This is a genomic window from Acinetobacter sp. GXMZU3951, assembly GCF_054457875.1.
Map to the genome: position 1 here is coordinate 143,199 of NZ_JBTLFO010000009.1, position 16,805 is coordinate 160,003.

The window sequence follows — 16,805 nt, forward strand, 5'->3', positions numbered from 1 at the left end:
TTTTTTATTTCATACGGAAAAACTAAAGATATTTTAACAGCGCAATCTGCTTGTTTTGATGCTTAAATTTGGAAAACCAGCGCATCAATGGATAAAGCCCTATGGACAGGATAATCGCGATCCACCAAAGGGTGGATACCTGATTTACACCAAAATAATGGCCCTGATTGCTTCCCCATAGCGATACAGCCCCAAGATAAAGCAGCTTTAACAGCAATAAATGCACAATATAAAAGAACATTGGCACTGAGCCAAAAATAATCAGGGGACGTACCCATGCCCGATGCTGTACTTTTGCCAAAGCCAGCAATAACAACAGCCCGACGCCAACATTCCATAAAATAAACAATAAAGAAGGTGGATATTTGGTCAGGTTAAAAAAACTCATCAGCGTTTGTAGCGGTGTTGGGAACACCTGCCAAGCCGTATCACCATAAACATTGAGACTACGTAAAATAAAAAACAACACTAGACTGCCGCAGGCAAATCCCAATAAACGTTTGTTGCGTTGCTGTTCGGTGATACTCGGCTGAAATAAAGCCTGCCCCAGACTATAGCCCAGCACAATCACACCGATCCAAGGCAATACAGGATAAGAGGTGCGCAGTTTAATCACCTCGCCAATCTCAATCCAGCCACGCTCATGCAAGATCAGCCAAAATGGCTGCAAAATTGAAATCTGGGCTAATGCGATTTGATCCAGCAGGTTATGCGCAAAAATAATCAATCCCGCAATCAGCCAGAGGATTTTCTGTGGCAGTCCAATCAATACCGCCAAGGCGATCATACTGATCCCAATGGCCCAAATGACTTGCAAATAAATCACTTGTGGAGGGAACTGCCCTGTCCAAGCAAAGTTAATGACCAGCAGTTCCAGCACCACCAGAAATAGTCCTCGCTTCAATAAAAATTCACGGGTCATCCGCAGACTGTTGTGCTTGGCTTGATATAAATAGGCCGATAATCCCGTCAGAATCACAAATATTGGGGCACACAGATGCGCCAACAGGCGACTCAAGAACAGACTGGTTTCAGTCTGTGCAATGTTCATGGGGTCGGAAACTTGATGATGCAAATAAAAGGTTTCACGGACATGGTCTACCATCATAATTAAAATGACCAGACCGCGCAGTGCATCAATCGCCTGGAGGCGTTGAGAAAGTGCAGACATAATGAGATACAATAGATATGTTATAATATTACATATTCTATGCAGTTTTGAACTCAAAAGAAACCTCAACCACGGCTGAGTCCGCAGGTTGTAGATGGGCTAAATAAACATACAGTTTATGGACGAATTTCTTTGAGTTCGCGGCGAATAAAATGCTGAATCATTTCCCGATAGATCTGTTCGATGAGGTCAGGATCGGTGCCCTTCTGTTCCGCCTGCTGACGGACTTTGGCAATCACCTGTTCAACGCGTTCAGGCGACTGAACCTCATGTTCTGTGCGTTTAAAACGAACTGCCTGATCAACATAAAACTGTCGGGTGGTAATTAATTCAATCAGGTGCTGATCAATCACATCAATTTTGTCTCGAACTTGCTCGAGTGACTCACATTTCTCTTTCTGCATTGGTTTGATCTTCTGGTGTTAAGCTGGAGTTTTCCGCTTCATTTTCTAGTTTATATTGTTCTTCTAACACATTACTGAAAATACTTTCAATCATCCAGACCCGATATAGACTATTAAAGGTATAACTTTGCCCATCAATCCGTAAATCGAGTACGGGGAAATCGGGCTGCGACTTCATTTCACACAGCACATCATTTTCTTTGAGTTTGGCTTGAATGTCATCCTGACTCAATTGCAGGATGCCCAATTCATGCTGTAATTCCTGAAAATGTGCCTTAAAGGACAAGTCCTTCCCTTGCGTCCACACCGCTTGCAAAATGCGGTGCATGCTCTCAATCCGCTGTTCTTCAGGCACACTGTAATACAACTGGGCCATGGCATAGGTCGACTCTTTGGTCGGACGGCAGAACGGGGTAAACGCCACTTCGGTACGTTGAGACAAGCGCGTCGCCAGACTCCAGTCAAACCAGTCACGTCCATGATAACTGAGCGGATAAACCGTCAACTGAATATTATAGTAAGCCGCCAATTCTTCTTTAATATAGGCCAGCAACAGCCATGAAATTGGGTCTTCTAAGGCTATATACAAATCCAGCTCAGGATCAAGGGCCTGAATCTCATTCAGTTCTTCAGCATCACTAATTAAATGCTCACGCCATTCAATATGATTGATCAAGAAGATCGGATTGCCGGTCAGCAGTTTTTGTCGCTTTAACCGACGAGTTAAACGCAGCAGATCATCCACGGCATGATATTTACGGTCCGAGAATTCAAAATAACTGGCCAGTACCGCCTCATCATTAAACACCCGTTCTGGGAAATGCTGTTCCTGATGATGTTTGCTCGCCATGGCATACAAAGTGCGCAACTTGCCATACTGCTTTTGCCAGAGCATATGGAAGACATCTTCCAGCAAATACAGGAAATCCTGCCCTTGCAAGGGGGTATTTCTGAGAATGGTTTCGGCCTGAGCAATCGCTTCTTGTGAGGGCTGTTCAGGCGTGTCATGGAAACTAAAACGATGCTGCTTGGATAAGATCTGCGCATCATTCAAACAGTACTGCTGCCATTCCTGCGCTGACATATGATTGGGAGGTTCAGGCGTGCGGCTGGAAATAATCACTTTCAGCGGTTTAAGTTCATCACTCAGGATTTCTTCAAGTTGCGGCAACTGCTGCACAGCCAAATAACTATACACATCATCTAAACGTAAATGAATGTTTAAACCATGCTCCGTAGGCAACACCTCTTGACGAGTTGGCTTTTGATAAAACCATCTCGATCGGATCGGATCGAACCAACGGCGTAACAGTGACATGAGTTGCCTCTAATCTAGAAATAGCGAATGAAAGGGTTTCCAGTTCGCAGAAAAATAACCAGTACAGTGAACAGAAAGTCTTAAAATACAATAAGTCTCAAGCAAAACGTAGCATAATTCAAGACTAAATATTCAATCCTTCCCGACAGGCTACAGTTCCAAATTTAAATCGGTTACTGCACCCTTTTCAGCCCCAGTGGTGAGTTTAGCAAACTTCGCCAGTGCACCGTGGGTATAATTCGGTTTTGGCTTGACCCAGCGGTTTTGCCGTGCAGCTCTTTCTTGTTCCGAGACATGCCAGGTCATTTCTCGGGTTTCCGCATTAATCGAAATCCGGTCGCCATTTTGTACCAAGCCAATCGGTCCTCCTTCATAAGCTTCTGGCGTGACATGTCCAATCACAAAGCCGTGACTGCCGCCAGAAAAGCGTCCATCGGTAATCAGTGCAACGGAACTGCCCAGCCCTTTGCCAATAATGGCCGAAGTCGGTTTCAGCATCTCCGGCATGCCGGGTCCCCCTTTGGGGCCAACTCCTCGAATCACCACCACTTCACCAGCTTGGACTTCACCATCCAGAATACCGCGCATGGCCCTAATTTCACCTTCAAATACCCGGGCAGGACCTTCAAAATACAGCCCTTCTTTCCCCGTGATTTTAGCCACAGCCCCTGTGGGCGACAAATTGCCTTTCAAAATGACCAAATGCGAGTCCTTTTTAATCGGAGCAGTAAACGGCAGGATAATCTGCTGCCCTTCTGGATAGTCCTCAACCTCCGCCAGATTTTCTGCCAAGGTTTTACCCGTGACGGTTAAACAGCTGCCATCCAGCATGCCGGCATCGAGCATACGTTTCATCAAAGGCTGAATCCCACCAATGGCAATCAGTTCCGACATCAGGTATTTGCCCGAAGGACGCACATCTGCAACGACTGGAATCTCTGCACCAATCCGCACAAAATCATCCAAGCTCAATTCAACTCCTGCTGAATGTGCCATGGCAATTAAATGTAGCACCCCATTGGTTGAACCGCCCAACGCAATTAAAACTTTAATTGCATTTTCAAAGGCCGCTTTGGTCATAATGTCACGCGGTTTAATGTCCAACTTCAGCAGATTCATCACGGCGGCACCTGCCCGTAGACAGTCTTGCTGCTTATCGGCTGAAATTGCGTCCTGCGCAGAAGAGCCTGGTAAGCTCATCCCCAAGGCTTCAATGGCAGAAGCCATAGAATTGGCGGTATACATACCACCACACGAGCCTGGACCAGGCAACGCCACTTCCTCAATCTGTTTCACTTGTATCGCATTGATCTCACCTTTGGCATATTGTCCCACCGCTTCAAATACCGAAATCATATCGGTATGCCCTGCACCGGGCTGAATGGTACCGCCATAAATAAAAATTGCAGGTCGGTTTAAGCGCGCCATCCCCATAATGCAACCCGGCATGTTTTTATCACAACCACCTATCGCAATCACGGCATCATAGGCTTGGCAACCAACCACGGTTTCAATTGAATCTGCAATAATTTCCCGCGACAGCAAGGAATATTTCATGCCCTCTGTGCCATTGGAAATACCATCTGAAATGGTGATGGTATTGAAAATAATGCCTTTGCCACCTGCAGTATTTACGCCAGATTCTACATCCCGAGCCAAAGCATCAATATGCATATTACACGGCGTGACATTGGCCCAAGTCGAGGCGATCCCAATAAAAGGCCGCTCAAAATCGGCATCTTGAAAGCCTGTGGCACGCATCATGGAACGTGCCGGTGCATTTTCAATGCCTGCATAAACAGGGGCCGAATGTTCGCAGATATTGTTTTTACTCATTATATTGGTCCTTGGCATGGGCTGCGTATGTGCGAGTCTGGATTATTTCTTCTGTTTTTTAAATTGTATAGAAAGTAGACGGCACATGAAAGTCAGCTGCGATCTATCCCATTCAGCTATTCTTGTTTTCTACCCAACTCAGCTCATAGGATGAATCGACAAAGATCTTGCTGTTTCACTGTATGGTCAGGATGCCATATCAGGGGAAACAAAGGTGTTTTGTTAGTTTTCTACGCTCTAATCGGGCCAATCTTAAAGAAAAATATGACTGTACTATTTGTATTCCCCCATAAAAAAGCACCCCGAATGGAGTGCCCTTTTAATCTGTCAAAGCATTACAAATTAAATTTCACGAACCGCACCTTTGGATGCGCTGGTGGTATGCATTGCATAGGCTTTTAAGGCTTTAGACACTTTACGTGGACGCGGTTCCGCTGGCTGCCAACCTTTGACTTCTTGTGCTTCACGGCGCGCTGCCATGGTTGCCTCATCCACGGCCAAGTGAATGCTACGGTTTGGAATATCAATTTCGATACGATCGCCATCTTCAACCAAACCAATCGCACCACCTTCAGCGGCTTCTGGTGAAACGTGACCAATCGAAAGACCAGAAGATCCACCAGAGAAGCGACCATCGGTAAGTAAGGCACAGTCTTTACCCAAACCTTTCGATTTTAAATAGCTGGTTGGGTACAACATTTCTTGCATGCCCGGACCACCACGTGGACCTTCATAACGAATCACCACGACATCGCCTGCCGTGATTTTTCCACCTAAAATGGCTTCTACCGCAGCATCTTGGCTTTCAAAAACACGGGCTGTGCCGTTGAATTTCAAGATGGAATCATCTACACCTGCGGTTTTGACAATACAACCATCCAACGCGATGTTGCCGTAAAGCACCGCTAAACCACCATCTTGAGAGAACGCATGTTCAGCATTACGAATCACACCGTTGTTACGGTCGCCATCCAAACGTGAATAATAACGATCTTGTGAGAATGCCGTTTGCGTTGGTACACCACCAGGTGCTGAACGGAAGAACTGATAAACCTCTTCATCTTCAGTGCGGATGATGTCCCATTTATCCAAAGCATCTTTTAATGTTTTTTCATGCACAGTAGGTACAGTCGTATCTAACAAGCCCGCACGGTCCAACTCACCCAAAATCGACATAATACCACCGGCACGGTGGACATCTTCCATGTGTACATCTTGCTTTGCAGGGGCAACTTTACACAGTACAGGTACTTGACGTGACAAACGATCAATATCGGTCATGGTAAAGTCGACTTCAGCTTCATGCGCTGCCGCCAACAAATGGAGAACCGTATTGGTTGAACCGCCCATAGAAATATCAAGGGTCATGGCATTTTCAAAGGCTGCTTTGGTGGCAATTGAACGTGGTAACAAGCTGTAATCGTTTTGTTCGTAATGGCGTTTAGTGATCTCAACGATCAATTGACCTGCTTTTTCAAATAATTTTTTACGATTCGCATGTGTCGCTAAGGTTGAACCATTGCCTGGAAGTGAAAGACCCAAAGCTTCGGTTAAACAGTTCATTGAGTTCGCAGTGAACATGCCTGAACATGAACCACACGTTGGACATGCAGAACGTTCGTATTCAGCCACTTCTTCATCGGTAAAGCTGTCATCTGCCGCGACAATCATGGCATCAACCAAGTCAATCGCATGTTCATTGCCACGGATTTTCACTTTACCCGCTTCCATTGGACCGCCAGACACAAATACCACTGGAATATTCAGACGCATAGATGCCATCAGCATCCCTGGGGTAATTTTGTCACAGTTCGAAATACAGACCATAGCATCGGCACAGTGTGCATTGACCATGTATTCAACTGAGTCGGCAATCAAATCGCGTGATGGCAATGAATACAGCATGCCATCATGCCCCATCGCAATCCCGTCATCGACCGCAATGGTATTGAACTCTTTCGCCACACCACCTGCAGCTTCAATTTCACGCGCAACCAACTGCCCTAAATCTTTAAGATGCACATGGCCCGGAACGAATTGGGTAAAAGAGTTGACCACCGCAATAATCGGTTTGCCAAAATCTTCATCTTTCATACCTGTCGCGCGCCATAAACCACGTGCGCCAGCCATATTTCTTCCATGTGTTGATGTTTTTGAACGATAATCAGGCATTTGCGTTTCCAACAAAGTTTGTGCTTGATATGAATCTGCGATTCACTCTGGCTAAAGAAGACTGATATTTGATCTTGAATCAGTCGAAACATAGGCAACATCATACTTAAGTGTTTAACAGACAACCAGCTTTTCACTTTGCTGCATCACAAAATACCGGCTATATTTCGACAAATGATCTCAAAGAAAACTCTACTGAGCCTACTATAAACTGCGCAAGGCAAATTAAATACAAAACTTTCATGAATATTTTTTTAATTTTGCATAACTAAAAGTTTTCAAATCTAGCTTGGCCTCCACGGGCTTGTGAAAAAAACAGGTCAGCAGCCATTGGAATGTTACAGCAGATGTTCTTCAGTCGGATTGGTGCTGGTTTTGGCATATAATAGGCGCAATTTTCTATGGAATTTGATGTGTGAAAATCATCTTTGCAGGTACACCTGAATTTGCTGCTTGTGCTTTGGCTGCTTTACTCAAAACAGAACATGAAATTGTTGCGGTATACACCCAACCCGACCGCAAAGCAGGTCGTGGACAAAAGCTCACAGCATCTGCAGTAAAACAGTTGGCGCTGGAACATGATTTACCTGTCTATCAACCTTTACACTTCAAATACTCCACTGAAGAAGGCTTAGCCGCACAACAGCAGCTCAAAGAGTTAAATGCTGATGTGATGGTGGTGGCTGCTTATGGTCTGATCTTGCCACAAGTGGTGTTAGATACCCCGAAATATGGCTGTCTCAATATTCATGGCTCACTGTTACCGCGCTGGCGGGGTGCTGCACCCATTCAACGTGCCATTGCTACGGGCGATGCCGAAACAGGGGTGACCATTATGAAAATGGCGGCGGGCTTAGATACGGGTGACATGATGTACAAAACCTATTGCCCAATCGAAGCCACAGATACCTCTGCGACGCTGCACGATAAACTGGCCATCCAAGGTGCTGAAGCGATTGTGGCGGTATTGCAGTCGGAACAGACTTTACAACAATATTTAGCCGAGCGTGAAGTGCAGGATGAAGCCTTAACGGTGTATGCACATAAACTCAGCAAAGCTGAAGCACAAATTGATTGGTCACAAGACGCGATAAGCATTGATCGTAATATTCGTGCTTTTAACCCATGGCCCGTGGCATTTATCGCACTCGATGAGCAAAATAACTTAAGAGTCTGGAATTCCGTCTTATCAGATGAAATGACAGACAAGACCCAAGTGGGTGAAATTATTGCGATTGATAAACACGGTGTACATGTTGCCTGTGCCAATCATACCGTCATCATACTCACAACGTTACAATGGCCAGGTGGCAAGCCACTGAATGCTGTACAAATTTTACAAACCCAAAAACTGAATATTGGACAAATTTTATAATGAAACAATCTCCCCACGCCTCAGGTAAGACCTTAAACTTACGTGCTCAGGTTGTTAAAACGTTATTGGCTGTCCAAAATGGTCAATCACTGGCATCGCTGCTTCAACAACACATGGCGATTGTGTCCGACAAAGACCGTGCCTTGTACCATGAATTAGTTCTTGGCTGTTTACGCCAATGGCATGCACTGAAACAGGTGACCTTACCATTGCTGTCTAAACCATTAGAAAATCAAGTGGTTGAAACCTGTTTATACGTAGGTCTATACCAATTGCTGTGTACTCGCGTTGCCGCCCACGCTGCGATTTCTGAAACGGTAGATGCAGCAAAACAATTGGGTATGGAAAGCTTAAGTGGTGTGGTCAATGCGATTTTGCGCCGTGCAACCCGAGAAACAGAGCAGTTCTACGATGTCTTAGAACAAGCATCGAATTTGCCAAGCTGGTTATCCAAACGTTTGAAAAAAGACTGGGGGGATCAACTGGCTGAAATCAGCTATGAGCTAAAACAAGTTGCCCCCCTAACCTTACGCGTCAATACCTTACAGGTCAGCCGTGACGAATATTTGGAAATCTTAGAAGATGAAGGCATTGAAGCACATGCATGTGAACTTTCTAATGTCGGTATTGTGCTCGATGAGAGTATTCATGTGCCTAGCCTTCCTGGTTTTGAAGCGGGCGGTTTTTCAGTACAAGATGAACATGCGCAACTCTGTGCAACCTTGTTGCCCGACTTAAATGGCAAATTTGTGATTGATGCCTGTGCAGCACCTGGGGGCAAAACAGCACATATTTTAGAGAAATATCAGCCGAAAAAACTGATCGCCCTCGACCAAGATGAAAAACGCTTAAAACGTGTCGCTGAAAACTTAGAACGTTTGGCTTTAAGCGAAGAGCCTGTAGAAATTATTACCGCCGATGCTGTGAAATGGACATCGCCTGAACTTGCCGATTGTATCGTCCTCGATGCCCCTTGTTCCGCCATTGGCGTGATCCGTCGTCATCCCGATATTCGTTTACTACGTCAATCGAGTGATATTGCCCAAACCGTTGAGTTACAAAAGCAGATTCTTGAAAATATGTGGCAACAACTCAAAGTGGGCGGCACATTGCTCTACATTACCTGTTCAATTTTAAAAGCAGAAAATGAACAGCAAATGGTCGATTTCTTTGCCAAACATACGGATGCTAAAGAAATTAAAATTAATGCCGATTGGGGGATTGAGCAGATTCATGGTCGCCAATTGTTCCCACAAATAGGGCATGGCGATGGTTTTTATTATTGCTTAATCGAAAAAACTGCCTAAACCAGACAAGGAAACAGAAGCTCAGTCTTCTGTTTCCTTATTACTGCATTAACTCAAAAACTTAAACAGCACTAAACTCAGCGCTAAACATGCCATCCCGGTAACCAAACCATAGACGGTTTCATGCCCCCGTGCATATTTTTTCGCCGTTGGTAGCAATTCATCCAATGCCAAATACACCATCACCCCGCCAATCAGGCCAAATACCGCCCCATAAACACTGAAACTCAAATACGGTGCCAAAATAAAATAACCGATCATCGCTCCTAAAGGTTCAGCTAAACCGGAAACAAAACTCGCGATTAAGGCCGAGCTTTTTTTCTGTGTTGCCATGTAGACAGGCAAAGCAATCGCAATCCCTTCCGGAATATTATGAATTCCTATGGCCACAGCAAGCGGTGCTCCCAATGCAGGACTTTCCAGAGTTGCGAAAAATGTGGCCAAGCCTTCGGGAAAATTATGTGCCGTAATGGCAAATAACGTCAGTAATCCCGTCCGTAATAATTGTTGCTGGTTAATGCCATGCGCACTTTGTTCTTCGATGGTTTCATGCGGATTAGGAATACAACGATCTAAAATCAGGACCAGAATGACACCGAGCAATAAGGATAAAGTCCCTAAAGCATAGCCCGTTTTGTCATCAAAGGCTTGAGTAAAGGAATGGATGGATTTGTTTAGAATTTCGGTCAAGGACACATAAATCATCGCCCCAGCAGAAAATGCCAAACCAAAAGAGAGAATACGATAACTGGGTTTTTTAAAGAACAAAACCAGTGCACCTCCCAAAACCGTTGCCAGTCCCGCAAGAAAAGTCACGCCAAAGGCGATCCACACCTGATACGGCAAGAGAGGATCCATACCGTCATGCTCTAAAAATAAGAAAGCCACTATCTTAAATGATAATGGCTTTCATTTGCATATGCTCAGTATTTACTGAAACAATTTATTTACAAGGTGTGCTGGTCTTTCACTTCTTCCAACACTTCATCTAGTTCTTCTGGGTTTTTCATCAAATGTAGAATCGACAACGCCAATCCGCCCCAGAGAAATACCATTGAAATAATCATCATTACGATAGCTGAAGTATTCATTTTGCTTCTCCTAGCGGTCTTTCATTTTGCTGAGTACAACTGCAACTACAGCACAGAAAATCACACTGCCCCATCCAAATACACCTTGCAAGCTCATGCTATAAGTGTCGTAACCATTCTTCACTAAGTTAATTAGGGTTAATCCTAGTGTAGTCGTTAAGATGAAGGTTGTAATGACCGTTAATGTAAATGCCCAGCCTTTACCTAATTGAATGGTTGAAATGCGGTTTACATGATCACGTAACTCAATCAATGCAGAACGCTTAAACCATGCAACACTGATAATTGAAGCTAAAGCACCGCCGATAATGCCGATGTTATTGATAAAGTGGTCAATAATATCAACCAATTTAATGGCATTTACGCTAGAGAATAAGAAGATTGAAACTAATGCACTACCGCCACCAACAATAGTTACGGCTTTAGAACGGCTCCATTTCAACTTGTCTTGCATGGCAGCAATTGGAACTTCCAAAATACTCACCATTGATGAAATACCCGCTACAAACAGTGACGAGAAGAATAAGAAACCAAATAAATCTGCACCAGCACCTAAGCTCGAAATAATTTTCGGGAAAGCAATAAATGCCAGACCAATACCACCACTGACCACATCTTTAACATCAGTACCTGCTGCATGTGCCATAAAGCCCAATGCCGCGAAAATACCAATACCCGCCAAGATTTCTGTTGAAGCATTAGCAAAGCCAACGATTAAACCTGAACCCGTTAAGTTGGTTTTTGGTTTTAAATATGATGAATACGTCACCATAATACCGAAACCGACTGAAAGCGAGAAGAAGGTATGGCCATAGGCAGCTAACCAAACCTTATAGTCCATCATTGCAGACCAGTTAGGAGTAAAGAAAGCATTTAAACCTTGTGCTGCACCTGGTAAACGTAAAGCTTGAACCACTAAGAAAGTGAACAGAACGAATAACAAAGGCATAAAGATTTTGTTAGACAGCTCTACCCCTTTCTTCACACCACCAAACAAGATGATGAGCGTAAGCGCCCAAATCCCAACGATTGGCCAGAACAAATGACTCACAAATTGTAAATCTAAGCCAGTCGCCTTCGTGGTTTGTAAATAAGTATTGAAGAAGAAGCTTTCAGGATCATTACCCCATGCCTGACCAATCGAGAAATATACATAACTTCCCGCCCAAGTCAGTACACTGGCATAGTACAAGCCAATAATGATACACACGCATACTTGCCACCAGCCTAAGGTCTCACCGCCCTTGAACAGAGAGCGATAGGCTTTTGGTGGAGAATTGTTGCTACGATGCCCAACGGCATAGTCTAAGAATAATAACGGTAGACCTGCAGTAATCAATGCAAGTAAATAAGGAATAAGAAACGCACCGCCGCCATTTTCATACGCAACGTAAGGAAAGCGCCAAATATTACCTAAACCAACAGCCGAACCTACGGCTGCAATAATAAAACCAGATCGTGACGTCCAGTTTTCACGAGAATCTGCCATGAAACACACCTAAACCTTGGGGTATTTTTATTGCTGCTTGTTATACGGATTAATATGGCAAGCAAAAAAACACCATTCAAAAATCTTTTTGTTGTTTGATTTAGCTTCCACCTTTTGAGTGTCTCGTTCTAAATTGCAAACAGATGAAATGCACACAAAATCTTGGTTAAAGTCTTCTGGATTTTTTTCACCTCTTAATAATTGAACAATACCCACTTTTGTTATTTTTTGCTGTAATTTCTGGATGAAAGATCATGCTTTTATATTATATTTTTAATCAATTGATCAAAATATAGCTCTTCAAGTGATCTATTTTTTAAAATAGGTTAACAAAGTAAAAAAAGCAAGAACTTTAAAAAACGAGAAAATTCTCCTATTTTTTCCACTATTTCTTATCCCAAGTGAATCTGCTTTGTGTAGCCATTTATCCACTCAGCCCAGTTTTCAAGAAATGATTGTGTTGTTTCCGCTTTTGCAACTATTCAGCAATGCATACCATTAAAATTGAGCGGATCCGCCACTCAGCCTCTCCTCTTCAGATCATTTTAATCGGGCTTCATCTCTAGACTCACAGAATTTATTTTGCGACAAACTTCTGATTTTTATATTAAAACTTATTTTACTTCTCAAATTGAAGAACCATCCATCTGTTCCTTTACGCAAAATAGCATTTTGACTACTGCATCTTGGATCACATCGCTATATGATGCTCTGAAATACAACTGAAAGACTATTTTTTAAAACTTTTCTAACACCAAGACACAACACAATTTAGGATAAAAGTATGAAAGCAGTACAAGCAGGATTATTGACATTAGGCCTAGGATTAAGTGGCTTAGCACAAGCCGATTTAATCGCACTCAAAGGTGATGTAAGTTATTGGGCTTATGATGGTCATGCTGAAATGACCAATTCTGTGCCTGGTACAGAAGAGAAATTAGACAATGATGGCGCGGTGCAATTCTCAGTGGCTTTTGAACATCCTGTACCAATTATTCCAAATGCCAAAATTCGCTATGTCAATTTGGATACGCAAACCAAAAATAATGCTTATGATCTCGATCTTGATCATGCTGACTTCATTCTCTATTACGAAATTTTAGATAATGTGGTCGACCTTGATATCGGTGCAGGTGCAACAACCTTAAATGGTCATATCAACAGTTTAAGTAAACGTACGAATATTGATGAAACCTATCCTATTCTTTACGGTACAGTAGGTGGCAAATTTCCTTGGACGGGTTTAAGTGCTAAGGCAGAATTAACCTATAGCAATTTTGATGATGCACAATTAACCGATGCTTTGGCTGAAATCCAATACAACTTTATTGACACGATGTTGGTCGATGTCGGGCTTAAAGCAGGTTACCGTATTTTTACTGTTGATTTAGATGACTATGACCATAGCGACATCAAACTTGAATTTAAAGGTCCATATATTGGTTTAGATGCGCACTTCTAATCACCAAAATAACGAAGAAACAGCTGAATGTTGCACATTCAGCTTTTTTTTTGGGCGATTACATTTATCCCAAGCTCACACCCAAATGATCGTGCCATGTAAGCTTTTACTTACAATAACTCTGGCGATTTTCAGCTATTATCAGCATGATCAATGGATTAAAATGAAAAAATACAGAGACAGGACGTCTCATGAAATAAACATAAAAATCGCAGGAAGCGTCGTAATTGACAGCAGTTGATGACTAACACCGCATATAGAAATCCCTGTCAGGATGACGGGGCTTTTCTTTCTTGCACAAAGCGCGCTATGTAAAATTCATCAAGCTCAAGTCATCTCATATCAATTACATAATGCTGTAATTCATTAAAATAATTCATATTGACGCAGTATATGGCACTGCCTAACATCCTTATCATTTGAATTAAATCTGGAAAATATTTTGTCACGCTCACAAAGCTTCACACACACCACTGCCCTAACAAGATATTCGGAAATTAAAGTTGGCATTTTATCTTGCAGCCTTTTAATGCTGGTCGGATGCTCTAGTTTGGGGGGAAATTCTGTTGAAAAGCGTGCAGGCAAGCTATCTTCAGGCATTCAAAAGGCATACGCTATCGACTCAACAACAGCAAATCGTGTGGCACCGATGATTGTGCAAAGTGCCGATCAATATCAGGTCGATCCTTTACTGATTGCCGCGATGATTCGACAAGAATCAAGTTACCGTAACTATGCAATTTCACCAGCTGGCGCAGTCGGATTAACGCAGGTCATGCCGACATATTGGCAACAAGTGTGTCCTGGAGATTTATTTGAAGAAGCCAGTAATATTAATTGTGGCACTTACATTTTGGCGAAATATAATCAATCTGCAGGAAGCTGGAAGAAAGCCCTTGCCTACTATAACGTAGGGCCAACTGGTTACGAATCAAGCTGGAAGATGCGCCGCCAGGGCAAAAAATACGCCAAACAAGTCAAACAACACGAAGAAAAATTAAAAGGATCACTATAAATTTAATCTTTATTAAAGATTATAAGCCCAATTTGAAATTGGGCTTATTTTCAAAATTCTTCATTTATAAACTTTTTAAATACTCGATTATGGCTTTATTTTCAGCCATTTCTGCAAGTTCAAGCGCAGTATATTCGGATCGGTAGTCGATTCTCGCCCCTTTGCTGACCAATAATTTCACTACCTCCAAATGATCATTCTCCGCTGCAGCTTGCAGTGCACTATAGCCATCTTCATCAGCTTGATTCGGATCAGCACCATCGAGTAATAATTGTTGCACTTGATCGGCATCACCTAAAGACGCCCAATACACAAGCTCTGGGAGATGAAGTTCTTCATCATCTTCAGGGATCGGTGAGAAAGAGTTAAGTTTCATAGGATATAACCGTTATTTATTGTAGCTCTCAGATCACAATTAGAACCTAAATTTCATGTCTGTTCTACAGGGAAATTGAATCAATTTCTAAGGTTAAAAATAAGCTCACCGCCAATATGCCTAGCAACCCTAAACTTGTCTTCGATAGTACCTATTTCTTTGCGATCACTTGTGCAAGAATAATTCTCCCCTCTTCAAGATTTCGCCGCTGATTTTGTGCCATCACTTGAAATTCTGGTCCAAGTAAAAGATGAAATCCAAGAGGTGCTAAACCTTCATTTTTAATCTTGTCAGCAAGTGTCACAAACCATTTACGGGCTGCATCTGTGCTATCCGACCAATCTTGAATCGTAAATCCAGCATCAACCAAGAGTTGACGAAGTTCAGCAGGCTCAACCAAAAAGCTACTCTCTTGTGTTGTTGCCCAAGGTACAGGAAAAAGCACTTCCCCAGATGGACCAGCAAGAACATCATAAATCGCAAGTGTCCCACCTGACTTTAGTACTCTGTACATTTCTTTATAGAGCTGCGCCTTATCTGGAATGTTCATCGCTACATGTTCAGTCCAAACAACATCAAAGGTTTGATCAGCAAATGGCAGTACAGTTGCATCACCTTGACGAAAATCGACAAGATGCTGAAGGTTGGTTCGGGCAGAAAGCATCTCGGCAGCCTGACAGTATTCTTCTATCAAATCGATACCTGTAACATGACAGCCAAAAGCTTCAGCTAAACAACGTGACGTTCCGCCAATACCACTACCAACATCAAGGACATGCATGCTTTTTTCAAGCCCGACTGCTCGTGCTAATTCGAGTGTTGCAACTCTTCCACGAATATGAAATTCATCAATCGGGGCTAAATCCTCAGGTGTTAGACAGTAAACATCTTTTCCTGCTTTTTCGAGTGCAGCTAATATAATCTCACCCAAATTAATACGAGTATAATGTGTCTGAATGACATTATTGACATCTGATTTCATCGATGAGACCTCCTCATCAAAATGTTCACTTTTCTTCACGACTGATTTAAATCATGCCTTTTTTTAAAATCTCAATCTTGCTCAAAAGATCAGTCTCATCATTTTAATAAAAATTCAATCATATCAATCTAATAACCACTTATGAGCAGATTGATAATCATCGAAAAACGTCATTTCACCAGAGATAAACCAATTTCCAATCTTAGCCGCCAATTCCTGCCATTTTTGATCACCATAGATTGCAACTTTATCTATGTTAAAACCAATTTTTAAACCCAGCTTAAAATCATCCCAAACTGCTCGTGGTTCCCATCCTGAAAAATCAGTTATATCAACTAGCATTTTGATATGTTCAGAATTGATATCTTTAAGGCTAGACTCCAAAGCAGGAATAATTTGCTCATAATCATGATGGGTTAACTTTCCAGTAACTTTGAATACCCAAATTGACTCTGAATCGATAGTCTCAATAGCTATCGTAATTCCGTGATGCTCTTTACTCATAGCAACCACCTCGTTCTAATATGTCCTAATACAGCATGAAAAATATAGAAAATAAGATAGTGAAGCCTTTTACTCATTAATTTTGCTCTTTTTCCGTCTTTTTATGGAGTTATTCTAGTTACAACGGGTTTTAATTCTGTATTTTAGTTATTTAAATTTTATTCCGCATATAAAAAAACACCCCCTGTTTTGACAGGGGGTGTTTAGAATTAATGAGCTGGCGATGACTTACTCTCACATGGGTAACCCCACACTACCATCAGCGCTAAGAGGTTTCACTTCTGAGTTCGGGAAGGGATCAGG

15 protein-coding genes and 1 rRNA gene are annotated in these 16,805 nt (G+C 42.6%); 4 read left to right on the forward strand and 12 right to left on the reverse strand.

Annotated features, from left to right (window positions below):
• Positions 1-22: 22 nt before the first annotated feature.
• The 5 genes from ACX17N_RS13925 to ilvD (ACX17N_RS13945) all read right to left on the reverse strand — a co-directional run bounded on the left by ACX17N_RS13925 (position 23) and on the right by ilvD (ACX17N_RS13945) (position 6,901).
• Positions 23-1,171, reverse strand: coding sequence for a DUF1624 domain-containing protein (locus ACX17N_RS13925; RefSeq protein ID WP_458893167.1), 1,149 nt, complete (start codon positions 1,169-1,171; stop codon positions 23-25).
• A gap of 116 nt (positions 1,172-1,287) precedes the next feature.
• On the reverse strand, positions 1,288-1,575 hold the full coding sequence (locus tag ACX17N_RS13930) for a chorismate mutase (protein WP_458893168.1): 288 nt from the start codon (positions 1,573-1,575) through the stop codon (positions 1,288-1,290).
• Positions 1,556-2,893, reverse strand: coding sequence for a hypothetical protein (locus tag ACX17N_RS13935; RefSeq protein ID WP_458893169.1), 1,338 nt, complete (start codon positions 2,891-2,893; stop codon positions 1,556-1,558). Before ACX17N_RS13935 ends, ACX17N_RS13930 begins: the two co-directional genes overlap by 20 nt.
• A gap of 150 nt (positions 2,894-3,043) precedes the next feature.
• A complete protein-coding gene (gene ilvD / locus ACX17N_RS13940) occupies positions 3,044-4,729 on the reverse strand; it encodes a dihydroxy-acid dehydratase (RefSeq protein ID WP_458893170.1) in 1,686 nt (561 codons plus the stop codon).
• A 342-nt stretch (positions 4,730-5,071) separates the two neighbouring features.
• Entirely contained in the window at positions 5,072-6,901 is a 1,830-nt protein-coding gene (gene ilvD, locus ACX17N_RS13945; RefSeq protein WP_458893171.1) for a dihydroxy-acid dehydratase, read from the reverse strand.
• 415 nt (positions 6,902-7,316) lie between these two features.
• Here ilvD (ACX17N_RS13945) and fmt point away from each other — a divergent pair, with 415 nt between their 5' ends.
• A complete protein-coding gene (gene fmt, locus ACX17N_RS13950; protein ID WP_458893172.1) occupies positions 7,317-8,276 on the forward strand; it encodes a methionyl-tRNA formyltransferase in 960 nt (319 codons plus the stop codon).
• Positions 8,276-9,583, forward strand: a complete 1,308-nt coding sequence (gene rsmB, locus ACX17N_RS13955; protein ID WP_458893173.1) for a 16S rRNA (cytosine(967)-C(5))-methyltransferase RsmB — start codon at positions 8,276-8,278, stop codon at positions 9,581-9,583. Before fmt ends, rsmB begins: the two co-directional genes overlap by 1 nt.
• A 48-nt stretch (positions 9,584-9,631) precedes the next feature.
• On the opposite strand, the gene zupT is transcribed toward rsmB, so the two are convergent.
• The 3 genes from zupT to ACX17N_RS13970 all read right to left on the reverse strand — a co-directional run bounded on the left by zupT (position 9,632) and on the right by ACX17N_RS13970 (position 12,163).
• Complete coding sequence (gene zupT, locus ACX17N_RS13960; protein WP_458893174.1) at positions 9,632-10,441, reverse strand: zinc transporter ZupT; 810 nt, start codon at positions 10,439-10,441, stop codon at positions 9,632-9,634.
• A gap of 89 nt (positions 10,442-10,530) precedes the next feature.
• The gene (locus ACX17N_RS13965; protein WP_067725673.1) at positions 10,531-10,674 is read right to left on the reverse strand and encodes a methionine/alanine import family NSS transporter small subunit; all 144 of its coding nucleotides are present in this window, start codon (positions 10,672-10,674) and stop codon (positions 10,531-10,533) included.
• A 10-nt stretch (positions 10,675-10,684) separates the two neighbouring features.
• Complete coding sequence (locus tag ACX17N_RS13970) at positions 10,685-12,163, reverse strand: sodium-dependent transporter (RefSeq protein ID WP_458893175.1); 1,479 nt, start codon at positions 12,161-12,163, stop codon at positions 10,685-10,687.
• Between the two features lie 784 nt (positions 12,164-12,947).
• On the opposite strand from ACX17N_RS13970, the gene ACX17N_RS13975 reads away from it, so the two are divergent.
• Positions 12,948-13,625, forward strand: a complete 678-nt coding sequence (locus ACX17N_RS13975; protein ID WP_458893176.1) for a TIGR04219 family outer membrane beta-barrel protein — start codon at positions 12,948-12,950, stop codon at positions 13,623-13,625.
• A 529-nt stretch (positions 13,626-14,154) separates the two neighbouring features.
• A complete protein-coding gene (locus ACX17N_RS13980) occupies positions 14,155-14,640 on the forward strand; it encodes a lytic transglycosylase domain-containing protein (protein WP_458893177.1) in 486 nt (161 codons plus the stop codon).
• A gap of 64 nt (positions 14,641-14,704) precedes the next feature.
• Here the strand turns inward: ACX17N_RS13980 and ACX17N_RS13985 are convergent, their stop codons facing one another.
• The 4 genes from ACX17N_RS13985 to rrf form a co-directional block, all read right to left on the reverse strand.
• A complete protein-coding gene (locus ACX17N_RS13985; protein WP_458893178.1) occupies positions 14,705-15,016 on the reverse strand; it encodes an ankyrin repeat domain-containing protein in 312 nt (103 codons plus the stop codon).
• Positions 15,017-15,167: 151 nt separating this feature from the next.
• Positions 15,168-15,998 (reverse strand): class I SAM-dependent methyltransferase, encoded by an 831-nt coding sequence (locus ACX17N_RS13990; RefSeq protein WP_458893179.1) that lies wholly within the window; start codon positions 15,996-15,998, stop codon positions 15,168-15,170.
• A gap of 123 nt (positions 15,999-16,121) precedes the next feature.
• The gene (locus tag ACX17N_RS13995) at positions 16,122-16,502 is read right to left on the reverse strand and encodes a SpoIIAA family protein (RefSeq protein WP_458893180.1); all 381 of its coding nucleotides are present in this window, start codon (positions 16,500-16,502) and stop codon (positions 16,122-16,124) included.
• Positions 16,503-16,717: 215 nt separating this feature from the next.
• Positions 16,718-16,805 (reverse strand): 5S ribosomal RNA (gene rrf / locus ACX17N_RS14000); the annotation flags it as partial.

Excerpts from the sequence above, each read along its gene's own strand:
- ACX17N_RS13985 (WP_458893178.1), bottom strand. The coding sequence starts at position 15,016 with ATGAAACTTAACTCTTTCTCACCGATCCCTGAAGATGATGAAGAACTT.
- ilvD (WP_458893171.1), bottom strand. The coding sequence starts at position 6,901 with ATGCCTGATTATCGTTCAAAAACATCAACACATGGAAGAAATATGGCT.
- ACX17N_RS13980 (WP_458893177.1), top strand. The coding sequence starts at position 14,155 with ATGCTGGTCGGATGCTCTAGTTTGGGGGGAAATTCTGTTGAAAAGCGT.
- ACX17N_RS13965 (WP_067725673.1), bottom strand. The coding sequence starts at position 10,674 with ATGAATACTTCAGCTATCGTAATGATGATTATTTCAATGGTATTTCTC.
- ACX17N_RS13935 (WP_458893169.1), bottom strand. The coding sequence starts at position 2,893 with ATGTCACTGTTACGCCGTTGGTTCGATCCGATCCGATCGAGATGGTTT.
- zupT (WP_458893174.1), bottom strand. The coding sequence starts at position 10,441 with ATGGATCCTCTCTTGCCGTATCAGGTGTGGATCGCCTTTGGCGTGACT.
- ACX17N_RS13990 (WP_458893179.1), bottom strand. The coding sequence starts at position 15,998 with ATGAAATCAGATGTCAATAATGTCATTCAGACACATTATACTCGTATT.
- ACX17N_RS13975 (WP_458893176.1), top strand. The coding sequence starts at position 12,948 with ATGAAAGCAGTACAAGCAGGATTATTGACATTAGGCCTAGGATTAAGT.
- ACX17N_RS13930 (WP_458893168.1), bottom strand. The coding sequence starts at position 1,575 with ATGCAGAAAGAGAAATGTGAGTCACTCGAGCAAGTTCGAGACAAAATT.
- ACX17N_RS13995 (WP_458893180.1), bottom strand. The coding sequence starts at position 16,502 with ATGAGTAAAGAGCATCACGGAATTACGATAGCTATTGAGACTATCGAT.
- ACX17N_RS13970 (WP_458893175.1), bottom strand. The coding sequence starts at position 12,163 with ATGGCAGATTCTCGTGAAAACTGGACGTCACGATCTGGTTTTATTATT.
- ilvD (WP_458893170.1), bottom strand. The coding sequence starts at position 4,729 with ATGAGTAAAAACAATATCTGCGAACATTCGGCCCCTGTTTATGCAGGC.
- ACX17N_RS13925 (WP_458893167.1), bottom strand. The coding sequence starts at position 1,171 with ATGTCTGCACTTTCTCAACGCCTCCAGGCGATTGATGCACTGCGCGGT.
- rsmB (WP_458893173.1), top strand. The coding sequence starts at position 8,276 with ATGAAACAATCTCCCCACGCCTCAGGTAAGACCTTAAACTTACGTGCT.